The organism is Erwinia persicina NBRC 102418 (genome assembly GCF_001571305.1).
Taxonomy (GTDB): Bacteria; Pseudomonadota; Gammaproteobacteria; order Enterobacterales; family Enterobacteriaceae; genus Erwinia; species Erwinia persicina.
In genome coordinates, this window is sequence record NZ_BCTN01000020.1 from 1 (window position 1) to 26,603 (window position 26,603).

Below are 26,603 nucleotides of genomic sequence, written 5' to 3' on the forward strand. Positions count from 1 at the left end.
CCTGGTGCGCGAGCACAGCGGCGCGTACGGCATGGGCGTGGATTATGCCTATACGCTGGTTCATAAAGCCCCGGCCCGCAAAGCCTGATGACCTGGCCCCCTGCGGGGGGCCATAAAGGAGCGCGTCGTGGACTATCCCCACCAGCCTGAACATATCACCCTGGTCATTACGCATCGCCTGTTGCCCGGCAAGCAGGCTGACTATCAACGCTGGCTGGAAGCCATTATGCCGCAGGCCGCGCTGTTCCCCGGGCACCTGGGCGTCAACGTCCTGCGGCCGGTACATGGAGAAATGACCTGGACCATACTGGTCAGATTCGACAATCTGGATAATCTTTATCAGTGGCTGAACTCAACGCAGCGTGCGGCGCACGTGGCGGCGCTGGGCGGGTTGCTGGCGGGGAACGAGCATATTGAAATGCGCCCCGGCGCGGCGTTCTGGTTTACCCCGGCCGATCCGGCGCGGGCGGCACCAAAGCAGTGGAAGCAGTTTCTGGTCACCCTGGCGGTGATTTTCCCCTCCACCAATCTGGTTCCCTGGTTCTGGGGGGCGGTGTTGCCCGTCAGCAAAGGAACGCTGTGGGGACATTTTCTCAACGATGCCTGCGTGGTCGGCCTGGTGGTGTATCTGTGGATGCCAGCGATAACGCGTCTTTTAAAAAACTGGCTGTCCCCGCGCGGGAAAATCAGCCCGGAGAGTAATGATGAATAATGCCTCATTGATTCTGACCCACGGTAAGTTCCACACCGTTGACCGTGAAAACCCGCTGGCAACGGCGGTGGCGATAAAAGACGGTAAATTCCTCGCGGTAGGCAGCGAAGCGGAAGTGATGCAGTTTGCCGGGGACGACACCCGGGTGGTGGATCTGCAGGGCCACACCGGGATCCCGGGCCTGAACGACTCGCACCTGCATCTGATCCGTGGCGGGCTGAACTACAACCTGGAACTGCGCTGGGAGGGGGTGCCGTCGCTGGCTGATGCCCTGCGGATGCTGAAAGAGCAGGCGCTGCGTACGCCTAATCCGCAGTGGGTACGCGTGGTCGGCGGCTGGAACGAATTCCAGTTTGCCGAGCGCCGCATGCCAACGCTGGATGAGATCAACGAAGCGGCCCCGGATACGCCGGTGTTTATTCTGCACCTTTACGATCGTGCGCTGCTTAACCGCGCCGCCCTGCGCGTGGTGGGCTATACCAAAGACACGCCAAACCCGCCGGGGGGCGAGATCCAGCGCGACGGTAACGGCAACCCGACGGGAATGCTGATCGCCCGTCCCAATGCGATGCTGCTGTACTCCACGCTGGCAAAAGGGCCGAAGCTGCCGCTGGAACAGCAGGTGAACTCCACCCGTCAGTTTATGCGCGAGCTGAACCGGCTGGGGCTGACCAGCGCTATCGATGCGGGCGGCGGTTTTCAGAACTACCCGGATGATTACGCGGTGATCGGCGAACTGCACGAGAAAAAACAGCTGACGGTGCGCATCGCCTATAACCTGTTTACCCAGCGTCCCGGCCACGAGCTGGAAGATTTTGAGCGCTGGACCGACATGCTGAAACCGGGTCAGGGCACGGATTTCTACCGTCATAACGGCGCAGGCGAAATGCTGGTGTTCTCTGCTGCCGACTTCGAGGATTTCCTCGAGCCGCGCCCTGACCTGGCCCCCGGTATGGAAGATGAGCTGGAGCGCGTGGTGCGTCATCTGGTCGAGCACCGCTGGCCGTTCCGCCTGCACGCCACCTATAACGAGTCGATCAGCCGCATGCTGAACGTCTTTGAGAAAGTGAACCGTGAGATCCCGTTCAACGGCCTGCACTGGATTTTCGACCATGCCGAAACCATCACTGAAGCCAATATTGAGCGGGTGAAAGCGCTGGGCGGCGGGATTGCGGTACAGCACCGTATGGCGTTTCAGGGTGAATATTTTGCCGAGCGCTACGGCCATGAGGCGGTGAAGCAGACGCCGCCGGTAGCGAAAATGCTGGAAGCCGGGGTCCCGGTGGGGCTGGGCACCGACGCCACCCGCGTGGCCAGCTATAACCCGTGGACGGCGCTGTACTGGCTGGTATCCGGCCGCACCGTTGGTGGCATGGCGATGTATGACACCCAGGCGCGTCTGGATCGCGAAACGGCGCTGATGCTGTGGACACAGGGCAGCGCCTGGTTCTCCAGCGAGCAGGGGAAAAAAGGCCAGATTAAAGTCGGGCAGCTGGCTGACCTGGCGATCCTTTCGCAGGACTATTTCAGCGTCAGCGAAGAGGCGATTAAAGGCATTGAATCGGTACTGACCGTGGTGAATGGCGATGTTGTGTATGCGGCAGGACGCTTCAGCCCGCTGTCACCGCCGCCGGTACCGGTTCTGCCGGAGTGGTCGCCGGTGGTGACGACGCCGGGCCACTACCGCAGCGCCCCGCCGCTGGCGAACGGGCGTGTGGCCTTTGCCTCACAGCCGCATCAGTGCAGCGGTTCCTGTGGTGTACACCGCCACTCGCACGATGTCGCGCGCCGCTCCGGCGTGCCGGTGTCGGATGATAATGCCTTCTGGGGGGCGCTGGGCTGTTCCTGCTTCGCGTTCTGAGGATAAGCAGGCGTAAAACTGAAGCTATACGCGAGAGCGTATAGCTTTTTTTTGGGCTCATTTATGGTCTTTTTTACCAATTAAATGAGTGAGTAAGATTAACGTTGAGCTACAAAAAAAGCGATTTTGCCACAGAGAAAATTCAGACCATTTCGGTACTACTCAACGAACTGAAAAATGAGTTTGCCGCAGATGAGCGCAGCGGGTCCACCTTTGCCGCGCAGCATAAGATTGATTCGTTTGCCGGGTTTGGTATGCAGCTTAATGAGCGGCGTAAAGCGCTGGGTATCGATCTCTACACACTTGAGTTACAAACCGGGATATCCACTTCCACGCTGAAACGCCTGTTTAAAGATCCTGAACAGGTCAAGTTCGGCAGCGTTTATGCCGTGGCCGAAGCGCTGGGGATGAAGCTATGCGCCGTCGTTTGACCGTCTGGCTGTATGGCGAGCCGGTGGGATGGCTGACGCAGAACGATGAGGGCTATCTGTTCGAGTATCGCCCGGATTATGCCGGGCCTCCGCTCTCATTAAGCCTTCCGGTGGATAAAAAACGTTTTCCACGCAACACATTGCATCCTTATTTTGCCTCATTAGCCCCCGAAGGCTGGTTAAAACGGCGTTACAGCCAATTGCAAAAAATCGATGAACAGGATCTGCTCGGGATGCTGCTGCATAACGGGGAGAATCTGATTGGCGCGGTAAGACTGAGTGTAGAGGAGCCACGATGACCACATGCAGGATATTGATGACCCCGCTGAAAAGTGAACGGGAACGTGCTCTGGGCTATGCGACAAAGGGCCTGAAAATGCTGACGGGTTTAGCCCGGGTTGAGCCACAGCTGACATTTACCCGTGCGCAGTTCGTGCAGTATCTGCCAAAAGAGCAGCAGGGAATGAGTATTTCTGGCTACCAGCCAAAACTGCAAATGGTGCTGGAGGACGGGGCGTTTGCGGTGGTGGAGAGTAAAGGAAACTATATTCTCAAACCCTCACCGGTGGATTTTCCACAGCTGGCGGAGAACGAATATGCCACCATGACGGTGATGGCGCGGCTGGGATTCGATGTACCGCCACACGGCCTGTTACCCTTTAAGCCCGAGAATGACGGCGATGATCTGGAATATGCTTTTGTGATCCGTCGCTTTGACCAAGAGGGTGAGAAAGACGTGGCCGCCGGATTTAACACCCAATATGGCGAATATCTTGGGATGGATTTTTTGGTTCTCGGTCAGAGCATGGGGCTGAGTGAAAGGCTGGCCAGTGCGCTGCTTAAGAGATTGCTAAAAGAGCAGGCAGTGGTTGAATCCACCTACCGTGACTCGTTTATGCAGGCAGACGCCGTGGCGGCGGTGCTGCGGTGTTATCGTCAGCGCCTGAGCCGTTTACAAATTCTGGATGAGCCTGCTTTGGGATAGGTGCGCTTCACGCCGCGCTATGGCACCTTCAGCGCAGCGATCGCCGGGTCGTGATAGTTCTCATCAATCTTAATACCCGCTGCCCGCAGCTTCTCTTCCTGTTCTGCCCGCGCTTTCGCCATGGTTTTCAACAGCGCAGGTAACAGCGTTTTCCAGCGGTGACGATCCTCATACGGAAAATAGTCCTGATACGTCTGCTGCTCACTGCGGAACACCAGCGTGTACAGGTAAGTGCCGCGTTCCTCAGGGGCGGTGTCGCTGTTCTGACGCTGTACCCGCAGGGTCAGGTATTCATTACCGCGATAAAAATACCAGTCCGCTAAAAAGGGCAGCGCCCGCCACTGTGCGTTATTAACAGGCCATGACGGATCGTTAAACGGCGTTGTGAGGCTGGATGTGGTCATCACCTGTTCAATCCGCGCGGCGTTCGCCACTTCGGACCCCGGCAGCCGCGGTTCATCCTGCATAATAAAACGCTGCCATCCGGCGGTCTGAAGGCGGCCAACCAGTTGATAGAACCACGTGCGACTCTCCGCCAGCAGGCTGTCTTCCGGCAGGCCGAGGGGGTAGAGGTTAATCTCATCAAAACGGTTGTGGTTCTCTTTGTAGACCGGGGCGGTGAAAGAGAACACCCCGTCGATAGTGAAAGGGCGATCGCCGCCGAGGATCAGATTAAGCGTATTGCCGCTTTGCGAGGGCTTGGTGAAATTATACCAGCACATCGTGTCGTCACAGTCGCGGGTCAGGTCGTCGCCCAGCGCGGACTGCATGTCGTCTGTGGCATCGCCCAGCCACACCTTAACGGTGCGGGTCACTGGCGCACTGGCGTTATCACAGCCTGAAAGTAGTGCGATGAGACAAAGCAGTAACGATTTCATCGTTAACTCTCCCGGAACGGCCATCAGCCCTGTTCTGCTTTCAGCAGCGCTAACAGCTCTTTATCGTTGAGGTGAAAGGTCAGTTTTTCCGGCAGCGGGCGTTCAAAGTCGCGCAACCCGCTTAATGAATAGAAAAAGTTGCTGTCGTAAAAGGCATTAATCGCCGCCAGCTCCGGCATCAGATTCAGCATCGGATCCGTGGGGCGATAGCCGGCACGCACGCGGGCCAGCGACTCAAGGGGTTCGCTGCAGGCATCACATCCCAGGTTTATCCCTTTTGCCCACAGGCGGTAAGCGTCTAAACGATGCCCCTCCATCCAGGCCAGTTTGCCGAGGCTGGCATACGCCGGGGCGTACCCCTGCTTAACGGCACATTCCAGCAGGGATTTCGCCAGCGGATGCATCGCCCTGGCCTGGGGAACAAGGGTTCCCCCGATCAGCGTCATCGCCTGTGGGCTGCCGCGATCGACGTCGGTCGACAGCAGGCGGTACATCGTCTTGTAGTCACGGCCGTAAAGTGAGGAGGCATACGTGTAGGTGACGATCGGGACGTCCTGCTCAATCAGTTTTTGCAGGGTGGCATTCGCCTGCGTCGTGGCTTCCGGGCTGGCGGGATAACGCAGCGTCCACAGGCTGTCCAGATACGCGGCTTTCCAGCTTCCGGCTTTGACGGCGGCCGCCAGCAGATCTTCACGCTTTTTCCTGTTCCCGGCATCCAGCCAGAAATTGTCTTTCGCATCGCCAATCGCCGCATAGTCAACCAGCTGGCGAAAAGCGGCCGCTGCCGCCGGGCTCTCCTGCGGCGTGGCGGCTTCCCCGCTGCGGCAAACGAACTTTTTGTCTTTAAACTCTGCCACTAAATGCGGTTCTGTCGCGAGGTCGCCCATGCTGCCATAGGCGGTAGGCCCGTGGTTGAATTCCTCTAACGTTTTGGCCTGTGAGGCCGCGCCGCAGGCGAACAGACTGGACAGTACCAGCGCAGAAAACGAAATTAATTTCATGGGGTCCCTTAGTCCGGCGCGGCACGCTGCCTGAGCCGGTGAAAATTGATCAATGCAGGGAGGCTGCTCCCCGCTAAAGGCGTGCGAAATCACATATCTGCGGCACCGTTCTTTTGACGAGTGCGGGATTCCTCTATTCTGTCCACCCCAGTTTCCGCCACCGGAGCGCCACAGCTTACCTCATGATGAATACATTTCTGTCAGAAAATCCGACGCAGCCTCTCACCGCCACGACGCCGCCGGACAGGCAACCGATTATTGGCGTTGTTGCCGGCGAATTCAGCAATCCGTATACCCTGACGCTGTTGAATGAGGTGACGCGCCAGCTTAACCTGCGTGGAGCCGGTACGCTGCTGTTAAATGTCGGTGACGATGCCAGCTGTCAGGCGGTTTTACGTACGGGCAGGCCGTTACCGGTCGATGCGCTGCTGTTTCTTGCCCATCACCTCAGCGCGGAACAGCTTGCCGCGATGACAGCGCGATATCCGCTTCCTGCCATCCATGTCTGCCACAGTGCGGCAAGAGAAGGGGAAGCGGCGATCGGCGTGGATGATTATGCGGCCGGAGAGCAGATTGGCCACCTGCTGTTGTCGCAGGGCTATCAGCGTTTCGGCTTTCTGAAAGGGCCGGCATCCCCGTCACCGCTGCGGCGGATGGAGGGCTACGCGGCCAGCCTGCAGGGCGCGGGTAAAACGCTGAACAGCGTGCTGGTGGCTGGGCAGTCTGACCGGGAGAAGGCATATGAAGCGATGATGACCTACCTGAAAACCACCTGGGCCTCTGAGCGTATTGACGGGCTGTTCTGCGAAAATGACGTGCTGGCCTTTGGTGCCATGCAGGCGATCCGTGATTTTGGCGAGGGGGCACATATCGGCGTGGTGGGATTTGACGACGTGGGCGAAGCCCGTTCGTCGATGTGGAGCCTGACCACCTGGGCACAGCGTGGCGATCTGCAAATTGCTGAAGCGCTGAACCGCCTGCTGGATAACCGGGCGGATGAACAGGGCGCATGGCGCACCGGTGAATTGAAAATCCGCCATTCCCATCTGAGCCGGGAAGAGCACGGCGAAATGTCTCAGTGCGGCTGCGCCAGCCGCAGCTGATGATTTCAGAGTATCAACTTTTAAGACTAGTCTACCAGTTGCCTCTATGATCATTCGGTCGGAGGGGCTGTTGAAAGATAATATCTGGCAATGGCAATGGCAATGGCAATGGCAATGGCAATGGCAAGCTTAAGTGTTGGTGTGTGTTTTTTTCAGCTTCATAAGTAAAATGTTTATGATAAAAAAGATGGAGTAAAATGTTGGGTTTATAAAACTCTTAGTTGATTTTTTACAATTAAACAGCATGTGAGAATTAAAAAAAATTTGAGGTTTTATGAGCGATTTAGCAAAGATAATATTGACTTTTCTACTTACTGGAGGTGTTGGGGTTTATATATCATTTTTATTTCAAAAGAGAAATGCACAAATACAAATATACTTCAAGGTATATGAAAAAAAAGCCACTGAATTAAAAGAAGTTAGGGTGCTATTCGAGAAGTTATCAAGTGATAGGTTATACCGGGCAACTTCTTTGCTAACATCGATTAGTGAATGTAGAATCACTGATAAAGAGAGGGATGATTATAGAAATTCAGTTTCCGAATGGAATAAAAGCATAAATTTTATTTTTATAGAGTTGAATAATTACAAACTTTTTGGAACAGCAAATCGAATCGAGAAGTTGGTTCATGATCGTTTTAAAAAATATACATTCATTCATAAGTAGTTGTATTGATAACAAAGAGGGGAATTGTATAAGTGATGTTAACAATGCTTTTTATTTAATTCATGAATTAGTTGTGAGCGCCAATGAAATTAGTGCGTCAATATCTTCTAAGCTAGATGAATATTTAGAAAATATTGCTAATGCTGATGGTGTCCCTATGGAAGCTAATAACCTTCAGTATGCGAGTACGCTAACTTTATTAATTGCTATTTTCCATCCGCATCCTCACCGATTGCGCATAAGCCGCTCTAGATTTAACCGCTAACTCCCATTTTTCGCTTGGTTTTTTTGGTCTTGGTCTCAAAAGCATAGCCGCTATTCTTGCTTTTTCGTGTAGGTTAAGATCAGAAGATTTTTTTCCGTATACCTTATGACAAGCTGACTCCAATCCTATTAAATCATACCCAAAATATGCATTTTGCAAATAACAATTAATTATTTGTTTTTTGGAGTATTTGAAATTTACTGAAAATGCTAGAATAATTTCATATGTTTTTCTCTTTAATGTTATTTCTTTGTAATTGGTTATAGTTCTAACCATCTGCATATCAATAGTGTTCGCACCTCCATGTTTTTTTCTCGAATTTTTTTAAAAAACTCTCTTATTATTGGCTTATAATCAACGCCTCTATGTGACATAAATCTTCTGTCTTCAAGAGCCATGATGAGATAATGAATTTCATCGAAATCGGGTTGGTATGTATCCATTTTATATTGAATTAAGAAAAGATCTTTATTCATGGATATCAAGATGCTCCTGATAGAGTGAAAAAAAATCCCATTTCTTGGCTTTGAATTTTTGTTCATGGTGCTCAGCGTTCTCTTTAAATATATTTATTGGATGGTTTATAAATATTAGTCCTTTTATGAATATAATTTATTTGAGTGTTAGAGTGCAATGTAAATTATTTTTTCAGAATAGAAAAGTGACAGAGAACCGGCTTACACTGATTCTCTGTTATAAAATGCCGTTAACGCATGGTGACAAACTCTTCTGATCCGGTCGGGTGAATCGCCACGGTATTGTCGAAGTCTTTCTTGGTCGCGCCCATTTTCAGCGCCACGGCGAAGCCCTGCAGCATCTCGTCCATGCCGTAGCCGATACCGTGGATCCCGACGATTTTCTCATCGGCACCCACGCACACCAGCTTCATGCGGCACGGCTGGCGATGCTGTGTGACGGCGGTGTACATGGCGGTGAATGACGATTTGTAGACTTTCACCTGGTCATCACCAAACTTCTCACGCGCTTCCGGCTCGCTCAGGCCTACCGTACCGATCGGCGGATGGCTGAAGACCACGGTGGGGACGTTGCTGTAATCCAGATGCTCGTCCGGTTTGTTGTTAAACAGGCGCTCGGACAGGCGACGGCCTGCGGCGACAGCCACCGGGGTCAGCTCAACGGCGCCGGTGTTATCACCGACGGCGTAAATACCTTTAACGTTGGTGTTCTGGTATTTATCGACGCTGATGTAGCCCTTTTCATTCAGTTTGACGCCGGTGACGTCCAGGTTCAGGTTGTCGGTCATCGGCTCACGGCCAATTGCCCACACCAGGCAGTCTACCGTCTGCTCTTTGCCGTTTTCCAGCTGTAAGGTCAGGCTGCCATCGGCATTTTTCACTACCGCTTTCGGGATCGATTCGGTGTGCAGCGTCGGGCCTTCGGTGTTCATCACTTCCACCAGCGTGTCGACGATCAGCGGATCGAAGCTGCGCAGCGGGGCATGTTTACGCACGTAAAGGTGGGTTTCAGAACCCAGCGCATTCAGTACGCCGGCAATCTCCACGGCAATATAACCGGCACCGACGACCGCCGTACGTTTTGGCAGGGCCTGCAGTTCAAAGAAGCCATCGGAGTTAATACCATGCTCCGCACCCGGAATGGTCGGCTGGGTTGGGCGACCGCCGGTAGCAATCAGAATATGGTCGGCAGTGATCTTCTCGCCGTTAACTTCCACGGTGTGTGCGTCAACGAAACGGGCATAACCTTTGATCACGTCAACGTTATTCTTGCCCAGCACGTTGTCGTAAGAGGTGTGAATACGGTCGATATAGGCGCTGCGGTTTTTCAGCAGCACGTCCCAGTTGAACTGGTTAACGGTGGTATCGAAGCCGTAATCCGGGCCGTAGTTATGGATCGCTTCAGCAATCTGGGCCGCATGCCACATCACTTTCTTCGGCACGCAACCAACGTTAACGCAGGTGCCGCCCAGTTCTTTCGCTTCGATCAGCGCACATTTCTGTCCGTGCATGGCTGCACGGTTAATGGAGGCGATTCCGCCGCTGCCGCCGCCGATAGCAAGGTAGTCATAATGTCTGGTCATCGAGTCTTCCGTTTAAGTGAGAGTCTGTCCAAACTGGCTGCAACGATGACGCCGGTCTGGACAGACCCTGATTGAGTTAAATCAGCTGGCGTAGAGTGTAACGCCACAAGGGGAAAAGCCGCAAAGGTTGCGTCTATGATTGTGATAGGGGAAGGCACAGAGCGAACCCTGTGCCTTATGGTATTACGGTGTCAGCACGGTCTGCATCAGCAGGCGGTTCAGGGCGCTGGCATCGCGGCGCGGCGCATCGGATAGCGGCGGGCGATCCTGCCGGGCCAGCTGATGTTCAATAAAGGCATGGATGTGCTCGCGGCGCGGGCCGATCTCCGCTTCGCCCGCCTGGCGCTTACTCACCAGCAGAGCGTCAATCTCCGCCCGCAGCAGCGGATCGCTGACTGTTTCTGCCATCAGCCGGTCAAAACGCATCGGCGGAGCGCCTCTCCCGGCTTCAATCCACAGCACTGCCAGCAGCGGACGCAGCACGTAGAAATACTTTTTCAGCCGTACCTGTTCGCCCTGTAAATAGCCACGAAAATTCTTCTTCGCCATCGACAGGTAGTGATAGCGCGCCCGCAGATCGCTGAAGAAGTCCGGCACCAGACTGCGTAATGCCTGCACCGTATCCGGGTGCTGGCGGTAGACCAGCGGCGAATCCAGCCACTCCATCAGCGTCGGGTTGGCCGCTTTCAGCAGCCCCAGCGTTTTACGCAGCTCCCAGCCGCAGACGTCCAGCTCACTGTCGATCGGCAGTTCGATCACATCGCGCGGTGGCTCGACGCGCAGATACCACTCGGGTTGATGCACATAGATAAAGCGCACATCGTAGTCACTGTCGGGGGAGGCAAATCCCCAGCCCCGGCTGCCGGATTCGCAGGCATACAGCACGCGCACATTGTGGCGGGCTTCAATCGCGTTTAATGCCGCCAGCACCCGTTCCCGCATGGCCGGGCTGACGGCTTCTTCCGTTCTCATTTCCTGTTCCTTATCCTTTTACACACACCACCTGACGCAGCGTATGCACTATTTCCACCAGTGACGCCTGGGCAGCCATCACCGCATCAATATCTTTATAAGCCATCGGGATTTCATCGATGACGTTGCTGTCTTTGCGGCACTCCACGTGTGCCGTGGCGCGCTGCTGGTCGGCGATCGTGAAGCGGCTTTTGGCTTCGGTACGGCTCATCACCCGCCCGGCACCATGGCTGCACGAACAGAAACTCTCTTCATTGCCCAGTCCGCGCACGATAAAGCTTTTGGCACCCATTGAGCCGGGAATAATCCCCATTTCACCTTTCCGTGCCGACACCGCGCCTTTGCGGGTGATCAGCACCTCTTCACCAAAGTGCTGTTCACGCTGCACATAGTTGTGGTGGCAGTTAACCGCCTGCTCTTCAGCGATAAACGCCTTCGGCAGGGCCTGAGCCAGTGCCGTCAGTGTCTGTTGCATCATCACCTGGCGGTTATGCCGCGCAAATTCCTGCGCCCATTCCACCGCCTCCAGGTAGTCGGCAAAGTGCTGGCTGCCTTCGCTGAAATAGGCCAGATCGCGATCCGGCAGATTGGCGATGTGCTGGCGCATGTCCTCACGGGCGAGGGTAATAAACAGGTTGCCGATGGCATTGCCGACCCCACGGGAACCACTGTGCAGCATCACCCACACCCGCTGGGCTTCATCCAGACACAGCTCAATAAAGTGGTTACCGGTGCCCAGCGTGCCGAGGTGGTGATAGTGGTTGGTTTTCAGCAGCGCCGGGTATTTGTCGGTAATGCGTTTAAACCCCGCTGCCAGCACCTGCCAGTGGCTGTCTACCGCCTGCGGCGGCGACTGCCACGCCCCCCGATCGTGACGGGCGCGGCCCGTACTGCGGCCGTGTGGCACCGCGCGTTCAATCGCCGTGCGGATACCCAGCAGGTTATCCGGCAGATCGCTGGCCAGCAGCGAGGTGCGCACCGCGATCATGCCGCAGCCAATATCCACGCCCACTGCCGCCGGGATAATGGCCCCTTTCGTCGGGATGACACTGCCGATGGTCGAACCTTTGCCAACGTGCACATCCGGCATCACCGCCAGATGTTTATAGATAAACGGCATCCGTGCCGTATTCAGCAGCTGCTGCTGGGCTTTCACGTCCACCGGCACGCCTTCGGTCCACATTTTTATGACGGCCGCGCCTGGCGCGGTCAGCTGTTGCATGCTCATGGTCACTGTCCTTTTATCTGTACCAGTCCGTTCAGCACCTGATCCAGGCCGCCGAAAACGGAAATCTTATCAATGCGTTCTGCCACCCTTTCCAGGGTTTCCAGCTCTTTCAGGCGCAGTGCGACCGGGTTGTTTTCCATCACTTTGGCCGTGTTCAGCAGCGATCGGGTGGCGGCCGTCTCTTCACGCCGGCGGATCACGTTAGCCTGGGCGGACTTTTCCGCCTCCACCAGGCGGGTAAGAATGGTCTTCATCTCACCCGGCAGGATGATGTCTTTCACCCCGAGGGAGGCCACTTCCATGCCGTACGCCGCGACATTCTGCCGGATCTGCGTGCTCACCAGCTCATCGATCGCCTGCTTGTTTTCCAGCAGTTCATCCAGGCTGCGCGTGCCCACGGCCTCACGCAGCGCAAACTGCAGCTCACGGTAGAGGTATTCCAGCGGTTTGGTCAGCTGCGCATACGCGCTCATCACATCGCTGTACCGCCAGTTAGCCGCCAGGTTGATGCGCAGGCTGACTTTATCACGCGTCAGGATCTCCTGGCCGCTGACTTCCAGCGCCTGTACGCGGGTATCCACCACCTCCACGTCGACCTGATGGTTAAAGCGCCAGTAGCCGCTGGCGCCAGGCGACAACAGTGCCTGCGGCATGCCGTCGACCTTCAGGATACCCACATGCCAGGCCGGCACCTGCACCAGCAGGACGCCAGCATTGCCGGTGACCACGTGCTGACGGAGCTGGGGCTGCATCAGACTGGCGACGAGGGCCGCCGGGATTGCTACCGTATCGGTCGACAGTAATTCGACGCGCTGCGGGCCGCCGTTCAGCCACCACAGGCGGCGCGTACCTGGCGGCAGGATCTCCACCAGCTGGTCGCTTTTATAGTGCAGCCCGACGTGGGTTTCTGGCACGGCGACCGTCTGGCAGAACGTGCTCACCCACTCGGGATGATACTGCTGCAGGTAGTCGGCCAGCACGCTGTCCAGCGGCTGTTGAAGCTCAAAGGTCGCGACCTTGAGCTGGCGTCGCCAGTCGCGGAGTCGGTGCTCCCCGGCCGGCAAAATCTGTTGGTATTCGTCGTTCTTTGACAGCAACGCGATTTGACCTTTCCGTATGGTGATATGTCTGAACATCTTTTCTCCTTCATTTAAGGTGCACCACGGAGCACGGGCGTCAGCGTGAAGCCTGGGGGAGCATCTGAGCGGCACCCGGTACAGCGGCGGCGCGACGATGATGCCCCAGACCCGACGCATCAGCCGGTGCTCCGGGTGGGCTGCTGACTGCACAGCCAGGGTACTGCTATCAGGCTCTTTGGAGAGAGGTGCGAAACCGGGAGTCGAACCCGTTCTGGCCCTGTGCCTTCGCAAAATGTCTTCGTGCTGACGGAACGCCTGCGGGAAAACGGTCATCCGTTCCCGTTGCGCCGGCTGGGTTCATAACCCGGGCATCATTCAGCCTGTCGACGGGATAACTATTGCCAGAAGCGTGCCAGGAAAGTAAAAGCGCTGAAATTATTTTTAATTAAATGATATTTAACGTTTTTATTTTATGGCAACAGAAAGGTCTTGCTGCACATAGCAGGGTGAATTTATCCTGTGGGATAAACATTGCGATAAAGGGATAAGGCATGAAGCGCAGAGTAGTGATAGGGATGCTGGGAACCACCCTCGATAAACGTGGTAAACGGGAGAACCGCTGGAATAAATGGCGGCCTACGCTGGGGCTGTGTATGCAGCCTGACCTGCCCGTTGACCGCCTGGATCTGCTGCATCAGCCTGACCGCCAGACGATGGCGCAGCAAATGTCGGAAGATGTGGTGCTGATCTCGCCGGATACCGAAGTGCGGCTGAATCCGATCACGCTGAATGATCCGTGGGATTTTGAGGAGGTGTATACCGTCCTGCTCGATTTTGCCCGCCACTATCCCTTTGATACGGAGAATGAAGAGTATCTGGTGCATATCACCACCGGTACCCACGTGGTGCAGATCTGCTGGTTCCTGCTGACCGAGGCGCGCTATCTGCCCGCCAGGCTGCTGCAAACGGCCCCCGCTCCGCGGGAACAGGAGAGTGCCAGAACGGAAGGGGTATATACCCTGATCGATCTCGACCTCAGCCGTTATGCCACCCTCACCAGCCGTTTTATGCGGGAACGTCAGGAGTCGGTATCACTGCTGAAGGGGGGCATTTCCACCCGTAATGCGACGTTCAATAATCTTATCGACCAGATTGAGCGGGTGGCGCTGCGGTCCGACGCGCCGCTGCTGCTGACCGGCCCGACAGGGGCGGGAAAATCCTTTCTGGCGGAACGCATTTATCAGCTGCGGCAGTCGCGTCACCGGGTCAGCGGCAGGCTGGTCGCGGTCAACTGCGCCACGCTGCGCGGGGATAACGCCATGTCTACCCTGTTTGGTCATGTTAAAGGGGCGTTCACCGGCGCGTTGCAGCCGCGTAACGGCCTGCTGCGGGAAGCGGACGGCGGCATGTTATTCCTCGACGAGATTGCCGAGCTGGGACTGGATGAGCAGGCCATGCTGCTGAAAGCGATAGAGGAAAAGCGCTTTCTGCCTTTCGGCGCAGATAAAGAGGTGAGCAGCGATTTCCAGCTCATCGCCGGCACCCATCGCGATATGCGGCAGTGGGTGGCTGAAGGACGCTTTCGTGAGGATCTGTATGCGCGCATTAATATGTGGAGCTTTACCCTGCCGGGGCTGGCAGCGCGGCGCGAAGATATTGAACCTAATCTGGACTTCGAACTGCTGCGTTTTGCCAGTGATGCGCAGTCGCAGGTGCGTTTTGAGCCGCAGGCCCGTCAGCGCTATCTGCAGTTTGCCTGCGCACCGGCTGCCCTGTGGCGCGGTAATTTTCGTGAGCTGAGTGCGTCTGTCACCCGAATGGCGACCCTCGCCGATAACGGCCGCATTGAACTGGCCCAGGTGGAAGAAGAGATTGCGCGCCTGCGCGCAGGCTGGCAGGGGGAAACCACACTGGCATTACCGGAAACGCTGGATCTGTTTGACCACAGCCAGCTGGAGACGGTGCTGAGAGTGTGCCGTGGGTCCTCTTCGCTGTCGGAGGCCGGGCGCACGCTGTTTGCCGTTTCCCGTCAACAGAAGAAACAGCCCAACGATGCCGACCGGCTGCGTAAATATCTGGCGCGTTTTGCGTTAGACTGGGACAGCATCAAGTCGGGTGGATCACCCGGACAATAACGGAAGGAGTCAGTGGATTATGCAACTGCAGTTTTTAGGCACCGGGGCCGGCACCCCCGGCCGCGAGCGCAATGTCACCAGCATCGCGCTGGATCTGCAGGGCGTGCGCAATGCGACCTGGCTGTTTGACTGCGGGGAAGCGACGCAGCATCAGATCCTGCGCACCCCAATCAAGCCGGGTAAGATCGAGAAGATCTTCATTACCCACCTGCACGGTGACCATATTTTTGGCCTGCCGGGGCTGCTCACCAGCCGATCGATGAACGGCTCGACCGATCCTATGACGATTTACGGCCCGGTCGGGCTGAAAACCTTTGTCGATACGGCGATCGCGCTGAGTGGCTCGTGGCTGACCTTTCCGCTGGACATTGTGGAAGTCCGGGCCGGTGAGGTGTGTTGTGATGAGCACTTCCGCGTGACGGCCTGGCCGATGACGCATCCGGTGGAGTGTTACGGCTATCGCATTGATGAACATGATAAACCTGGCGCGCTGGATGCGGCGAAGCTGGCTGCCGACGGGGTGCCAGCCGGGCCCTGGTTTTACGACCTGAAGCACGGGCGCAGCGTAACGCTGCCTGATGGCAGGACGATCAACGGCTGGGATTACGTCGGAGAGAAAATCAAAGGCCGCAGCCTGGCGATTTTTGGCGACACCGCACCGACGGCGGCGGCGAACGAGCTGGCAGCGGGAGTGGATCTGATGGTGCACGAGGCGACGCTGGAAGTGGCGATGGAAGAGAAAGCCAACAGCCGCGGGCATTCCACTACCGCCCAGGCCGCCAGAGTGGCGCTGGAAAGCGGAGCAAAACGTCTGATCGTGACGCACATCAGTACGCGTTATCTGCGGGCTGACTGTGAACGACTGCTGGAGGAGTGTCGGGCGGTGTTTCCGCACACCGAGATGGCGCACGATTTTGCGGTCTTTACGCTGTAGCGGGGGGCCGTTTTTGCGGCCGCCCCTGCGCGCGATTTATTCCGGCACAATCCAGCTGACTTTGGAGTAACCGGTACCGGACGGCACCAGCACTTTTTCCAGCCACGGCAGCACGTTTTTCATCTGCTGCTCCAGCTTCCACGGCGGGTTAATCACAATCATCCCCGAGGCGGTCATGCCAAAGCGGTCGCTGTCCGGGCGCACACCCAGCTCAATCTGCAGGATACGGCGGATGCCGGTGGCCTGCAGTTCGTTGAACATGCGCTTGATCTGCTGACGCAGCACCACCGGATACCACAGCGCAAACACGCCGGTACCAAAGCGTTTATACCCTTCCTGAATACCCTGCACCACGGCCTGATAATCACTTTTCATCTCGTACGGCGGGTCGATCAGGATCAGACCCCGGCGTGACAGCGGCGGCAGCTTGGACTTTAACTGCTGATAGCCGTCGGCACGGGCCAGGCGTGCGCGATCGTCTTTCTGAAATTCGCTGCGCAGCATCGGAAAGTCGCTGGAGTGCAGTTCGGTCAGCTGGAGCTGGTCATACTCACGCAGCAGGTGGCGGGCAATCAGTGGCGAACCCGGGTAGTAACGCAGTTTGCCGCCGGGGTTGTAGTTCTTCACTACGCTGATATACGGGGCCAGTTCTTCCGGTAAATCATCCTGCTGCCAGATACGCGCAATGCCTTCCAGGTACTCTCCGGTGCGCTCCGCATGTTCACCGCTTAACAGGTAACGCCCTGCGCCCGCATGGGTATCAAGGTAGAGGTAGGGTTTTTCCTTCTCATTTAACGCGCTGATAATCAGGCTCTGCACGGTATGTTTGAGAACGTCGGCATGGTTGCCGGCATGGAAGCTGTGGCGATAACTGAGCATGTATTGGGATAATCCGGATGGTAAATGCGAGCGTGCCGCCGTCGGGCGGCACAGGTTGGAGGTATTATAGCGAAAACGGCTTAAAAAAGCGCGTTCAGGTCGGGATTCGCTGCCACATCGGATAGGTAAAGAACAGCAGGTGCAGCATATTAAAGGCAAAATGCACCAGCGTAGAGACCCAGAGCCGGCCGCTCCACAGCCAGGCCAGGCCGTAAATCAGCCCGGCGAGCGTGGCAAACAGCACCAACAACAGGCCGCCGGAAAAATGGGCAAAGCCAAACAGCAGGGCTGCAATGAACAGCGCCCGTTTATCTCCCAACAGCTGGCTCAGACGCTGTTGGATATAGCCGCGAAACAGTGCCTCTTCCGCCAGGCTGACAAAGAACAGGTTGGCCAGCATAAAGGCACCCAGCCAGTCCGGCAGGTGGGGTTCGACTCTTAAACCACCGGCCACCGTGGCCAGTAATAACAGCAGCGGCAGCGACATCATCAACACCAGCCACCACAGCGCGTTAGCCGGTGGCTTTGCCGGACGCTTCAGCAGGGTGGGCAGACAGGCCAGCAGCAGAAACGGGATAAGCGCTTTATCAATGTTGTAATAAAAGGTAAAAGGCACGCTCTGTGGCCCGACGCGCTCGCCGGAAACAATAATCAGATTATTAAAGCCCGGGATCATATGCAGCATCAGGGCAATTGCACTTACCACCAGCACGATTTCGCCGGGCAGGGAAAACGCATTAGGCTGTTTCTGATAACCGCAGTAGAGGGCGACCGCGCCGATAATCGCCAGCGCCACCATTCCCGGCGGGAGCAGCGTCTGATCAAAGACCGCCAGCCCCAGTGCAATAGCGAGCAGGATAAGCGAGCTGCGAAGGTAAAAAGGTAAAAACAGCAACGAGGCCGCCAGCGTATACCACATAAAAAAACTCCCTGTTTGTAACGGAGTAATACGATGTATTTAAGCGGGAAGGAGTATGCAACGCGCACCCCAGTGTGGCAATGCGTAAAGTGCGGTGAAAAAGCGGGCGTTGCGCGCCGGGAATGCCCTCGCGAGGGTGTGGGGCATTGATTTTCACACCACTTAACCCCATCTTAAAAAGATTGCGCGCATCTGTGCGCCCCATACCAACGATTAAAGGACTGCGCTATGACCAATCCGTTACTCTCCGATTTCACGCTTCCCCCTTTCTCCGCCATTCAGCCTGAACACGTGGTTCCTGCGGTCACTCAGGCGCTGGCTGACTGCCGCACGGCGGTCGAAAAGGCGGTGGCACAGGGGGCGCCGTACCGCTGGGATAATCTGGTACAGCCGCTGGCGGAAGTGGACGACCGGTTAAGCCGTCTGTTTTCACCGGTCAGCCATCTTAATGCGGTGAAAAACAGCCCGGAGCTGCGTCAGGCCTATGAGCAGACGCTGCCGCTGCTGTCCGAGTACAGCACCTGGGTGGGACAGCATGAGGGGCTTTACCAGGCTTATCGCAACCTGAAAGAGGGTGAGCACTTTGCCGCCTTAGATCTCGCACAGAAAAAAGCGGTTGATAACGCGTTGCGCGATTTTGAGCTGTCCGGGATTGGCCTGTCGAAAGAGAAGCAGCAGCGCTATGGCGAGATTTCTGCGCGCCTGTCAGAGCTGGGATCGACCTACAGCAACAATGTGCTTGATGCCACGATGGGCTGGAGCAAGCTGGTCACTGATGAAAGCGAACTGTCCGGGATGCCGGAGAGCGCCCTGGCTGCCGCCAAAGCTCAGGCCGAAGCCCGTGAGCAGGAAGGCTGGCTGCTGACGCTGGATATTCCAAGTTATCTGCCGGTGATGATGTACTGCGACAACCAGGCCCTGCGCGAAGAGCTTTACCGCGCTTACTCTACCCGCGCCTCCGATCAGGGCCCGAACGCCGGGCAGTGGGATAACAGCGAGGTGATGGCGGAAGAACTGGCGCTGCGCCACGAGCTGGCACAGCTGCTGGGCTTTAACTCTTACGCGGAGAAATCGCTGGCGACCAAAATGGCGGAGAATCCGGCCCAGGTGACGGACTTCCTGACCGACCTCGCCAGGCGCGCCCGCCCGCAGGCCGAGCAGGAAGTGGCCCAGCTGCGTGCTTTTGCTCAAAAAACGTTCGGTGTGGATGACCTGCAGCCATGGGATATGACCTATTACGGTGAAAAGCAGAAACAGCACCTCTACACCATCAGCGACGAACAGCTGCGCCCCTACTTCCCGGCCCAGCGGGCACTGGACGGCCTGTTTGAAGTGGTAAAACGCATCTATGGCATTACGGCCAGCGAACGTCACGACGTGGATGTTTACCACCCTGACGTGCGCTTCTTTGACCTGTTCGACGACAGCGGCGAGCTGCGCGGCAGCTTCTATCTCGACCTGTACGCGCGTGATAACAAGCGCGGCGGGGCATGGATGGATGACTGCGTGGGCCAGATGCGTCGCGCCGACGGTACCCTGCAGAAACCGGTTGCCTACCTGACCTGTAACTTCAACCGTCCGGTCAGCGGCAAGCCTGCGCTGTTTACCCACAATGAAGTCACCACCCTGTTCCATGAGTTTGGTCACGGCCTGCATCATATGCTGACCCGTATTGAAACGCCGGGAGTATCCGGTATCAGCGGTGTGCCGTGGGATGCCGTCGAACTGCCAAGCCAGTTTATGGAAAACTGGTGCTGGGAACCGGAAGCCCTGGCATTTATCTCTGGTCACTATGAGACCGGTGAACCGCTGCCAAAAGATCTGCTGGATAAAATGCTGGCGGCGAAGAACTACCAGGCGGCGCTGTTTATCCTGCGTCAGCTGGAGTTCGGCCTGTTTGACTTCCGCCTGCATGCCGAATATGACCCGGCGAAAGGCGCGCGTATCCTGGAGATACTGAAAGAGATCAAAGATCAGGTTGCCGTGGTGCCGGGGCCGTCGTGGGGCCGTTTCCCACACGCCTTCAGCCATATCTTTGCCGGCGGCTACGCGGCGGGATACTACAGCTATCTGTGGGCTGATGTGCTGGCGGCGGATGCCTATTCCCGCTTTGAACAGGAGGGGATCTTCAACCGTGAAACCGGGCAGTCGTTCCTCGACAATATCCTGACGCGCGGTGGGTCCGAAGAGCCAATGGAACTGTTTAAACGCTTCCGGGGCCGTGAGCCACAGCTGGACGCGATGCTGAAACACTACGGCATTAAGGGTTAAGCTCTCAGTGAACATCTGTTTGTTAGATGAAACGGGCGCCGGAGACGGCGCCTTATCTATACTGGCGGGCCGCTGGCAACTGGTGCAGGATGACAACGCGCTGATGGCGCTGGTGCTGACCCCGGAACACCTGGAACTGCGCAAGCGTGATGAGCCAAAGCTCGGCGGCATCTATGTGGATTTTGTCTCCGGAGCAATGCTGCACCGGCGCAAATTTGGTGGCGGTCGTGGGGAAGCGGTAGCGAAGGCTGTGGGTGTCAAAAGCGGCTATCTGCCGGACGTGGTGGATGCCACGGCGGGGCTGGGGCGCGATGCGTTTGTGCTGGCATCGATTGGCTGCCGGGTACGTATGCTGGAGCGAAATCCGGTGGTGGCGGCATTACTCGACGACGGATTACGTCGCGGCTATGCCGATCCGGAGATTGGCCCCTGGCTGCGCGAGCGCCTGACGCTGCTGCATGCCTCCAGTCTGGATGCGCTGACGGATATCCGCCCGCCGCCGGATGTGGTCTACCTCGACCCGATGTATCCGCATAAGCAGAAAAGCGCGCTGGTGAAGAAAGAGATGCGGGTTTTTCAGTCGCTGGTGGGGCCGGATATTGATGCCGACGGGCTGCTGCTGCCTGCGCGGCAGCTGGCGAAGAAAAGGGTGGTGGTGAAGCGCCCTGATTATGCGCCACCGTTAGCCGATGTCGGGACGCCCAATGCCGTGACCACCAAGAGTCACCGTTTTGATATTTATGCGCCGCTGGCCTGAGAAATCGTTCCCGGTCAGCCCGTCATTCTGAATCCCCGTCATGGCTGACCTTGTTTTCGGGTCAGCCAGTCTTTCCGGACCCACCTGATGGCTGACCCTTTTCCAATTATCCCGTGATGCCTTAATCGTCTTCGTCGTCGCGCAGCGGTACGATCAGCATGTCGATATGAACGGTGTTGATCAGCTGGCGTGCTGAAGACATCAGCTTGCTCCAGAAGTCCTGATGATGGCCGCACACCACTAAGTCTACCTGATACTGCTTAATGGCATCGACCAGCACCTGGCCGAGATCGCCACTGCCGCTTAATGTTTCTGCAATCGGATACCCTGCGCTGTTGGACAGATCCGTCAGGGCGGTGTGGGTTTCCTCAGAGATACGTTTCTGCATATCGCCAAGGTTAACGTCAATCAGACCGGTGTAGAGGTCTGAATAGTTCACATCAACGTGGATCAGGGAAACTTTCGCGTCATAAGGGCGCGCCATCGATACCGCTTTGTCGACCAGCAGCTTACTTTCCGGCGACAAATCGACGGCAATCAGTATGTGTTTATAAGCCATTTTGAAAACTCCTTTTCAGGTAAGTGTTAAGGGTGAGTATAGCGAAAAAAGGGTCCCGTTGTTGTGCCATGGGATGGCGTTTGCGAGGGCGATCAATATCAATTTTGCTCTATTCATCTCTGAAGCCATAAACATCACTGGAAAAAAAGGAAACATATCTCCTACACTGATAAAAGATGGCAGCAAACGACCCTTTGTTTCGCCGTCCGGCTTGCAGAAATCATCTCAATAAAAAAGGTTGGCGAACGATCGGGAATGTCCCCGTTTTTGCCGCGTATCGTATTTCCTGATGAAAGTTCGGGAGGGGATCATGATCAGCACCATTGCGCTTTTCTGGGCTCTTTGTGTCGTTTGTGTGGTGAATATGGCGCGCTATTTCTCATCGCTGCGGGCGCTGTTGGTGGTTTTGCGGGGCTGCGATCCGTTGCTGTATCAGTATGTCGATGGCGGAGGCTTTTTTACCTCTCACGGGCAGCCAAGTAAGCAGGTCAGGCTGATTGGCTATATCTGGTATCAGCGCTATCTCGACCATCATGATGATGAGTTTATTCGCCGCTGTCAGCGGCTTCGCGGGCAGTTTGTCTTAACCAGCGCGCTGTGCGGTCTGGTGTTTATCAGTCTGATTGGGCTGGCTATCTGGCATTAAAAAAGGGCGACCCCAAAAAGGGTCACCCTCTACACCGGTGCGAACCTTTTTGCGGTTCGCTCTACCGCTTAAGCGGGAAAAACGGTCGGCCCTGACAGCAGGTCAAATCAGTTTCAACGCCAGCCAGTACAACACACCGGAAAGCACAATCGACACCGGCAGAGTAAATACCCACGCCAGCAGGATGTTCTTAATGGTGCGTCCCTGTACGCCACCGCCGTCAACCAGCATCGTACCGGCAACGGAAGAGGACAGGACGTGGGTGGTCGAAACCGGCATCCCGGTATAACTGGCCACGCCAATCGACACCGCTGCCGTCATCTGTGCCGACATGCCCTGTGCATAGGTCATGCCTTTTTTACCGATTTTCTCACCGATAGTGGTGGCAACCCGACGCCAGCCAATCATCGTTCCCAGCGACAGCGCTAATGCCACGGCGAGGATGATCCACACAGGCGCATATTCGATGGTATTCAGCAGATCGCCTTTCAACTTGCTGAGGAAACGTTTGTCGTCAGCCTTGGTTTCCGGCAGTTTGGCCGCTTTCTCTGCGGTATCGGAGATGCACATCAGCAGACGGCGCAGCTGGCTGCGTTGCTCTACATTCAGGGCATCGTAGCTGGTGAGGTTGTTCAGCAGCCCCTGTGCCCGATGGATGGCAGGCAGCGCGCGTGCGGCATCACAGTGGAACTCCTGCGGCCCTGAAGGCACCTCTTCCGGCGTTGGCAGCGCAGGCGGTGACATCTGGATGATATGCGTCAGGGAACCGGCATGCTGCTGGTAATACTGTTCCAGATGGTTGACCGCATCGCGAGTGCGAGTAATGTCATAACCGCTGGAATTCATATTCACCACAAAGCCTGCCGGTGCCACGCCAATCAGTACCAGCATGATCAGGCCGATACCTTTCTGACCGTCGTTTGCCCCGTGCGAATAGCTGACGCCAATCGCCGAGATAATCAGTGCGGTCCGCGTCCAGAACGGCGGCTTTTTCTTGCCATCGATCTTTTCACGTTCAGCTGGCGTCATATGGATTCGCTGGCGTTTTTTACTGCCGCTCCAGTAACGACGCAGCAGAAACACCAGGCCACCGGCGACGACCAGACCGACAATCGGTGAAATAATCAACGACATAAAGATGCCAATCATTTTAGGTATGTTCAGCGCATCCACCACCGAGGTGCCGGTCAGCAACGCGTTGGTGAGGCCAATACCGATAATGGCACCGATCAGGGTATGGGAACTGGAGGCCGGTAACCCGAAGTACCAGGTGCCGAGATTCCAGATAATAGCGGCGAGCAGCATGGAGAAGACCATGGCCAGCCCGTGAGCCGATCCAACATTTAACAGCAGATCGGTGGGGAGCAGATGGACGATAGCGTAAGCCACGCTTAAGCCGCCCAGGAGGACACCAAAGAAGTTGAATACCCCGGCCATGACAACCGCTAACTGCGAGCGCATTGCACGGGTGTAAATCACGGTTGCTACCGCGTTGGCCGTATCGTGGAAGCCGTTGATTGCTTCGTAAATTAAAACGAACAGCAGAGCAAGAACCAGGAACAGGCCGGTATGTAAATCAAGACCAGCAAACAGATGCAGCATAAGCGTTACGCCATTTTGGAGGACATGAACGCGGCGCATTATCAGCGACAAACCGCACCCGGGGAAAGGGAAATATAGACTTTTTTTGACACTAATGTGTCATAACGGTGGCGGTCTGAGGTGAAAGTATCAAAAAATCATAAAGTTACAAAATGTTTCGCCTCCATAATCCTGTGAAGCTGGTATCCCTGCCACCGACTCACTACAATCAGCGTTTTTGCAGGTCGGCACGGGGTGAGTGGTGGAAAAGTTTGACGTTATCGTAATTGGCGCGGGTGCAGCTGGCCTGTTTTGCGCAGCCCAGGCGGGACAGAAAGGGCGGCGCGTGCTGTTGATTGATAATGGCAAAAAAGCCGGGCGTAAAATTTTGATGTCAGGCGGTGGTCGCTGTAACTTCACCAATCTCTATACGGAACCGGCAGCCTATCTGTCACATAACCCGCATTTCTGTAAGTCGGCGCTGGCGCGCTATACCCAGTGGGATTTTATCGATCTGGTCACCCGTCACGGCATTGCCTGGCATGAGAAAACGCTGGGTCAACTGTTCTGCGACGACTCCGCGCAGCAGGTGGTTGACCTGCTGCTGAAGGAGTGTGAGGACGGTCAGGTGACGCTGCGTCTGCGCAGTGAGGTTATCTCCGTCAGCCGTGATGACAGCGGCTATACGCTACAGCTGAACGGTGCAGAGGTGCAGGCAGAAAAGCTGGTGATCGCCAGCGGTGGGCTGTCAATGCCGGGGCTGGGGGCGTCGCCGTTTGGCTATAAAATAGCGGAGCAGTTTGGCCTGAAGGTGTTCCCGACCCGCGCAGGGCTGGTGCCGTTTACTCTGCATAAGCCGCTTCTCGAACAGCTTCAGACACTGTCCGGCGTCTCAGTGCCGTCGGTGCTGACCGCTGAAGATGGCACCGTGTTTAAAGAGGCACTGCTGTTCACCCACCGTGGCCTGTCCGGCCCGGCAGTACTGCAGTTGTCCAGCTACTGGCTGCCGGGGGAGTTTGTCACGATCAACCTGTCGCCGGGGCAGGACATTGATGCGCTGATTAACGATGAACGGCAAAGTCACCCGAATCAGAGCCTGAAAAATACCCTGGCGAAGCTGCTGCCGAAACGGCTGGTCGAGTGTCTGCAGCTGCTGGGGACCGTGCCGGAGTGTACGCTGAAGCAACTGAACAGCCGCCAGCAGGCCGAACTGGCCGCTGCACTGCACCAGTGGCGCGTGCAGCCCAACGGCACCGAAGGCTATCGCACGGCGGAAGTGACGCTGGGCGGGGTGGATACCACTCAGCTGTCCTCAAAGACCATGGAAGCGCGCGACGTGCCTGGCCTGTATTTTATTGGGGAAGTGGTGGACGTAACCGGCTGGCTGGGAGGCTATAACTTTCAGTGGGCATGGAGCTCGGCCTGGGCCTGCGCGCAGGCGCTGTAATTCCCTTCCGACTGACCCCTTATCTGATCCCCTGACGACAGGGGGCTGTCACTGATTTAAGTAGCGTGCGATCTAATCGTTTACAACTTTTGTGTGCTGTGTCATTCTCGGCAAACTAAATAGCACACTACTTAATAGTAAACTACACCGGGATCGCCCATGAAACTGAAACTCACTGCCTCCGCTCTGTTACTGGCCAGCCAGGCGATGAGCGCCTTCGCCGCATCGGAAGAAAACACGCCTGCTCCGACAGCGGGCGTCGCGACCTTTTTGCACGCATTGAACAGCGGCGGGGGTAAGCCGATTGAACAGCTTTCGCCACAGGCGGCGCGTGCGGTGCTGACGGGTGCCCAGCAGGGGACCGTTCTGCCGCCCGCAGAGGTGTCAGAAAAAGTGATCACGGTATCAGGAAAACCGCTGACGCTGACGGTGGTTAAACCGACCCACGCTGGCGGGAAACTGCCGGTGTTTATGTTCTTCCACGGCGGCGGCTGGGTGCTGGGGGATTTCCCGACGCATGAGCGTCTGGTTCGCGACCTGGTGAAGGAGTCGGGGGCGGCGGCGGTCTTTGTTAACTACGCCCCTTCACCTGAGTCCCACTATCCGGTGGCGATCACCCAGGCCTACGAGGCGACGAAGTGGGTGGCCCTGCACGGTGATGAGATTGGCGTGGATGGTTCGCGGCTGGCACTGGTCGGTAACAGCGTGGGGGGGAATATGGTCGCCGCCGTCGCCTTGCAGGCGAAGCAGTTTCATACGCCGGCAATCCGCTACAGCGTCATGCTCTGGCCAGTGACCGATGCGCGGACAGACGATGCGTCTTATCATCAGTTTGCGGAAGGATACTTCCTGACCCGAAATATGATGAAATGGTTCTGGAACAGCTACGCCCCCGCAGAGAAAGATCGCAATAATATCCTTGCCTCGCCGCTACGGGCCAGCCGTGAGCAACTTCAGGGCTTACCACCAACGCTGATCCAGACCGCAGAGCTGGATGTACTGCGCGATGAGGGCGAGGCGTTTGGCCGTAAGCTGGACGAGGCAGGCGTCCCGGTCACGGTCACGCGCTATAACGGTATGATCCACGACTACGGCCTGTTAAACGCTCTGAGCAATGAGCCGACGGTAAAAACCGCCCTGCGGCAGGCATCGTCAGAACTGCGTTCGCACCTGGAGTAAGAGAAAAAACCAGCCTGCGGGCTGGTTTTTTGGGGGTCTGACCCTGGCTTTTTCC

General features: G+C 56.4%; 26 protein-coding genes and 1 pseudogene. 16 read left to right on the forward strand and 11 right to left on the reverse strand.

Translation table 11 applies throughout. From position 1 onward, the window contains the following. The 6 genes and pseudogenes from EPE01S_RS23510 to EPE01S_RS18660 form a co-directional block, all read left to right on the forward strand. A pseudogene (locus EPE01S_RS23510) lies at positions 1-88 on the forward strand (hydrolase); the annotation flags it as partial. Positions 89-127: 39 nt separating this feature from the next. Next, positions 128-712, forward strand: coding sequence for an antibiotic biosynthesis monooxygenase (locus EPE01S_RS18640; protein ID WP_062748150.1), 585 nt, complete (start codon positions 128-130; stop codon positions 710-712). Further along, complete coding sequence (locus tag EPE01S_RS18645; protein WP_174522436.1) at positions 702-2,573, forward strand: amidohydrolase; 1,872 nt, start codon at positions 702-704, stop codon at positions 2,571-2,573. The genes EPE01S_RS18640 and EPE01S_RS18645 overlap by 11 nt, the downstream gene beginning before the upstream one ends. A gap of 104 nt (positions 2,574-2,677) precedes the next feature. Further along, positions 2,678-3,004 (forward strand): helix-turn-helix domain-containing protein, encoded by a 327-nt coding sequence (locus tag EPE01S_RS23965; RefSeq protein WP_072277482.1) that lies wholly within the window; start codon positions 2,678-2,680, stop codon positions 3,002-3,004. Then, positions 2,989-3,303, forward strand: coding sequence for a HipA N-terminal domain-containing protein (locus tag EPE01S_RS18655; protein WP_062748154.1), 315 nt, complete (start codon positions 2,989-2,991; stop codon positions 3,301-3,303). The genes EPE01S_RS23965 and EPE01S_RS18655 overlap by 16 nt, the downstream gene beginning before the upstream one ends. Positions 3,304-3,320: 17 nt before the next feature. Next, positions 3,321-3,989: a HipA domain-containing protein gene (locus EPE01S_RS18660; RefSeq protein WP_062748156.1), complete on the forward strand. Its 669-nt coding sequence runs from the start codon at positions 3,321-3,323 to the stop codon at positions 3,987-3,989. A 17-nt stretch (positions 3,990-4,006) separates the two neighbouring features. On the opposite strand, the gene EPE01S_RS18665 is transcribed toward EPE01S_RS18660, so the two are convergent. Then, the gene (locus EPE01S_RS18665) at positions 4,007-4,867 is read right to left on the reverse strand and encodes a hypothetical protein (RefSeq protein WP_157076033.1); all 861 of its coding nucleotides are present in this window, start codon (positions 4,865-4,867) and stop codon (positions 4,007-4,009) included. Positions 4,868-4,890: 23 nt separating this feature from the next. Continuing rightward, positions 4,891-5,868 carry a hypothetical protein gene (locus tag EPE01S_RS18670; RefSeq protein ID WP_062748163.1) on the reverse strand — a complete coding sequence of 326 codons (978 nt, stop codon included), beginning with the start codon at positions 5,866-5,868 and terminating at the stop codon, positions 4,891-4,893. A gap of 182 nt (positions 5,869-6,050) precedes the next feature. On the opposite strand from EPE01S_RS18670, the gene EPE01S_RS18675 reads away from it, so the two are divergent. The 3 genes from EPE01S_RS18675 (at position 6,051) to EPE01S_RS23665 (ending at position 7,903) form a co-directional block, all read left to right on the forward strand. Beyond that, positions 6,051-6,971, forward strand: a complete 921-nt coding sequence (locus EPE01S_RS18675) for a substrate-binding domain-containing protein (RefSeq protein ID WP_240343550.1) — start codon at positions 6,051-6,053, stop codon at positions 6,969-6,971. A 274-nt stretch (positions 6,972-7,245) separates the two neighbouring features. Beyond that, positions 7,246-7,638 carry a hypothetical protein gene (locus tag EPE01S_RS24115; protein ID WP_062748165.1) on the forward strand — a complete coding sequence of 131 codons (393 nt, stop codon included), beginning with the start codon at positions 7,246-7,248 and terminating at the stop codon, positions 7,636-7,638. Further along, positions 7,601-7,903, forward strand: coding sequence for a hypothetical protein (locus EPE01S_RS23665; RefSeq protein ID WP_167550589.1), 303 nt, complete (start codon positions 7,601-7,603; stop codon positions 7,901-7,903). The genes EPE01S_RS24115 and EPE01S_RS23665 overlap by 38 nt, the downstream gene beginning before the upstream one ends. Here EPE01S_RS23665 and EPE01S_RS24120 read toward each other — a convergent pair. From EPE01S_RS24120 to EPE01S_RS18705, 5 genes are all read right to left on the reverse strand, one after another. Further along, positions 7,838-8,185 (reverse strand): transglycosylase domain-containing protein, encoded by a 348-nt coding sequence (locus EPE01S_RS24120; RefSeq protein ID WP_373279689.1) that lies wholly within the window; start codon positions 8,183-8,185, stop codon positions 7,838-7,840. The genes EPE01S_RS23665 and EPE01S_RS24120 overlap by 66 nt on opposite strands. A 424-nt stretch (positions 8,186-8,609) precedes the next feature. Continuing rightward, positions 8,610-9,962, reverse strand: a complete 1,353-nt coding sequence (gene gorA, locus EPE01S_RS18690) for a glutathione-disulfide reductase (protein WP_062748169.1) — start codon at positions 9,960-9,962, stop codon at positions 8,610-8,612. A gap of 183 nt (positions 9,963-10,145) precedes the next feature. After that, positions 10,146-10,934 carry a nucleotidyltransferase domain-containing protein gene (locus EPE01S_RS18695; RefSeq protein WP_062748170.1) on the reverse strand — a complete coding sequence of 263 codons (789 nt, stop codon included), beginning with the start codon at positions 10,932-10,934 and terminating at the stop codon, positions 10,146-10,148. A gap of 10 nt (positions 10,935-10,944) precedes the next feature. Then, the gene (locus EPE01S_RS18700; protein WP_062748172.1) at positions 10,945-12,162 is read right to left on the reverse strand and encodes an RtcB family protein; all 1,218 of its coding nucleotides are present in this window, start codon (positions 12,160-12,162) and stop codon (positions 10,945-10,947) included. 2 nt (positions 12,163-12,164) lie between these two features. After that, positions 12,165-13,298, reverse strand: a complete 1,134-nt coding sequence (locus EPE01S_RS18705) for a slipin family protein (RefSeq protein WP_062748176.1) — start codon at positions 13,296-13,298, stop codon at positions 12,165-12,167. A gap of 494 nt (positions 13,299-13,792) precedes the next feature. Here EPE01S_RS18705 and rtcR point away from each other — a divergent pair, with 494 nt between their 5' ends. Then, complete coding sequence (rtcR, locus tag EPE01S_RS18710) at positions 13,793-15,376, forward strand: RNA repair transcriptional activator RtcR (protein WP_062748178.1); 1,584 nt, start codon at positions 13,793-13,795, stop codon at positions 15,374-15,376. Positions 15,377-15,395: 19 nt separating this feature from the next. Then, positions 15,396-16,310: a ribonuclease Z gene (rnz, locus tag EPE01S_RS18715; protein WP_062748180.1), complete on the forward strand. Its 915-nt coding sequence runs from the start codon at positions 15,396-15,398 to the stop codon at positions 16,308-16,310. A gap of 36 nt (positions 16,311-16,346) precedes the next feature. Here rnz and EPE01S_RS18720 read toward each other — a convergent pair whose 3' ends face one another. Further along, the gene (locus tag EPE01S_RS18720; protein ID WP_062748183.1) at positions 16,347-17,189 is read right to left on the reverse strand and encodes a 23S rRNA (adenine(2030)-N(6))-methyltransferase RlmJ; all 843 of its coding nucleotides are present in this window, start codon (positions 17,187-17,189) and stop codon (positions 16,347-16,349) included. 94 nt (positions 17,190-17,283) lie between these two features. Beyond that, positions 17,284-18,108 (reverse strand): CPBP family intramembrane glutamic endopeptidase, encoded by an 825-nt coding sequence (locus EPE01S_RS18725; protein ID WP_062748185.1) that lies wholly within the window; start codon positions 18,106-18,108, stop codon positions 17,284-17,286. A gap of 228 nt (positions 18,109-18,336) precedes the next feature. Here EPE01S_RS18725 and prlC point away from each other — a divergent pair, with 228 nt between their 5' ends. After that, positions 18,337-20,379, forward strand: a complete 2,043-nt coding sequence (gene prlC / locus EPE01S_RS18730; protein ID WP_062748187.1) for an oligopeptidase A — start codon at positions 18,337-18,339, stop codon at positions 20,377-20,379. Positions 20,380-20,386: 7 nt separating this feature from the next. Further along, the gene (gene rsmJ / locus EPE01S_RS18735; RefSeq protein WP_062748189.1) at positions 20,387-21,136 is read left to right on the forward strand and encodes a 16S rRNA (guanine(1516)-N(2))-methyltransferase RsmJ; all 750 of its coding nucleotides are present in this window, start codon (positions 20,387-20,389) and stop codon (positions 21,134-21,136) included. 121 nt (positions 21,137-21,257) lie between these two features. On the opposite strand, the gene uspA is transcribed toward rsmJ, so the two are convergent. Continuing rightward, positions 21,258-21,695, reverse strand: coding sequence for a universal stress protein UspA (gene uspA, locus EPE01S_RS18740; RefSeq protein ID WP_062748192.1), 438 nt, complete (start codon positions 21,693-21,695; stop codon positions 21,258-21,260). A 310-nt stretch (positions 21,696-22,005) separates the two neighbouring features. Here uspA and uspB point away from each other — a divergent pair, with 310 nt between their 5' ends. Beyond that, positions 22,006-22,341, forward strand: a complete 336-nt coding sequence (uspB, locus tag EPE01S_RS18745; RefSeq protein ID WP_062748195.1) for a universal stress protein UspB — start codon at positions 22,006-22,008, stop codon at positions 22,339-22,341. Between the two features lie 102 nt (positions 22,342-22,443). Here the strand turns inward: uspB and pitA are convergent, their stop codons facing one another. Further along, a complete protein-coding gene (gene pitA, locus EPE01S_RS18750) occupies positions 22,444-23,943 on the reverse strand; it encodes an inorganic phosphate transporter PitA (protein ID WP_137269217.1) in 1,500 nt (499 codons plus the stop codon). 241 nt (positions 23,944-24,184) lie between these two features. On the opposite strand from pitA, the gene EPE01S_RS18755 reads away from it, so the two are divergent. Then, positions 24,185-25,369, forward strand: coding sequence for a BaiN/RdsA family NAD(P)/FAD-dependent oxidoreductase (locus EPE01S_RS18755; protein WP_062748199.1), 1,185 nt, complete (start codon positions 24,185-24,187; stop codon positions 25,367-25,369). 159 nt (positions 25,370-25,528) lie between these two features. Then, positions 25,529-26,548, forward strand: coding sequence for an alpha/beta hydrolase (locus tag EPE01S_RS18760; RefSeq protein ID WP_062748201.1), 1,020 nt, complete (start codon positions 25,529-25,531; stop codon positions 26,546-26,548). The last annotated feature ends 55 nt before the right edge of the window (positions 26,549-26,603 follow it).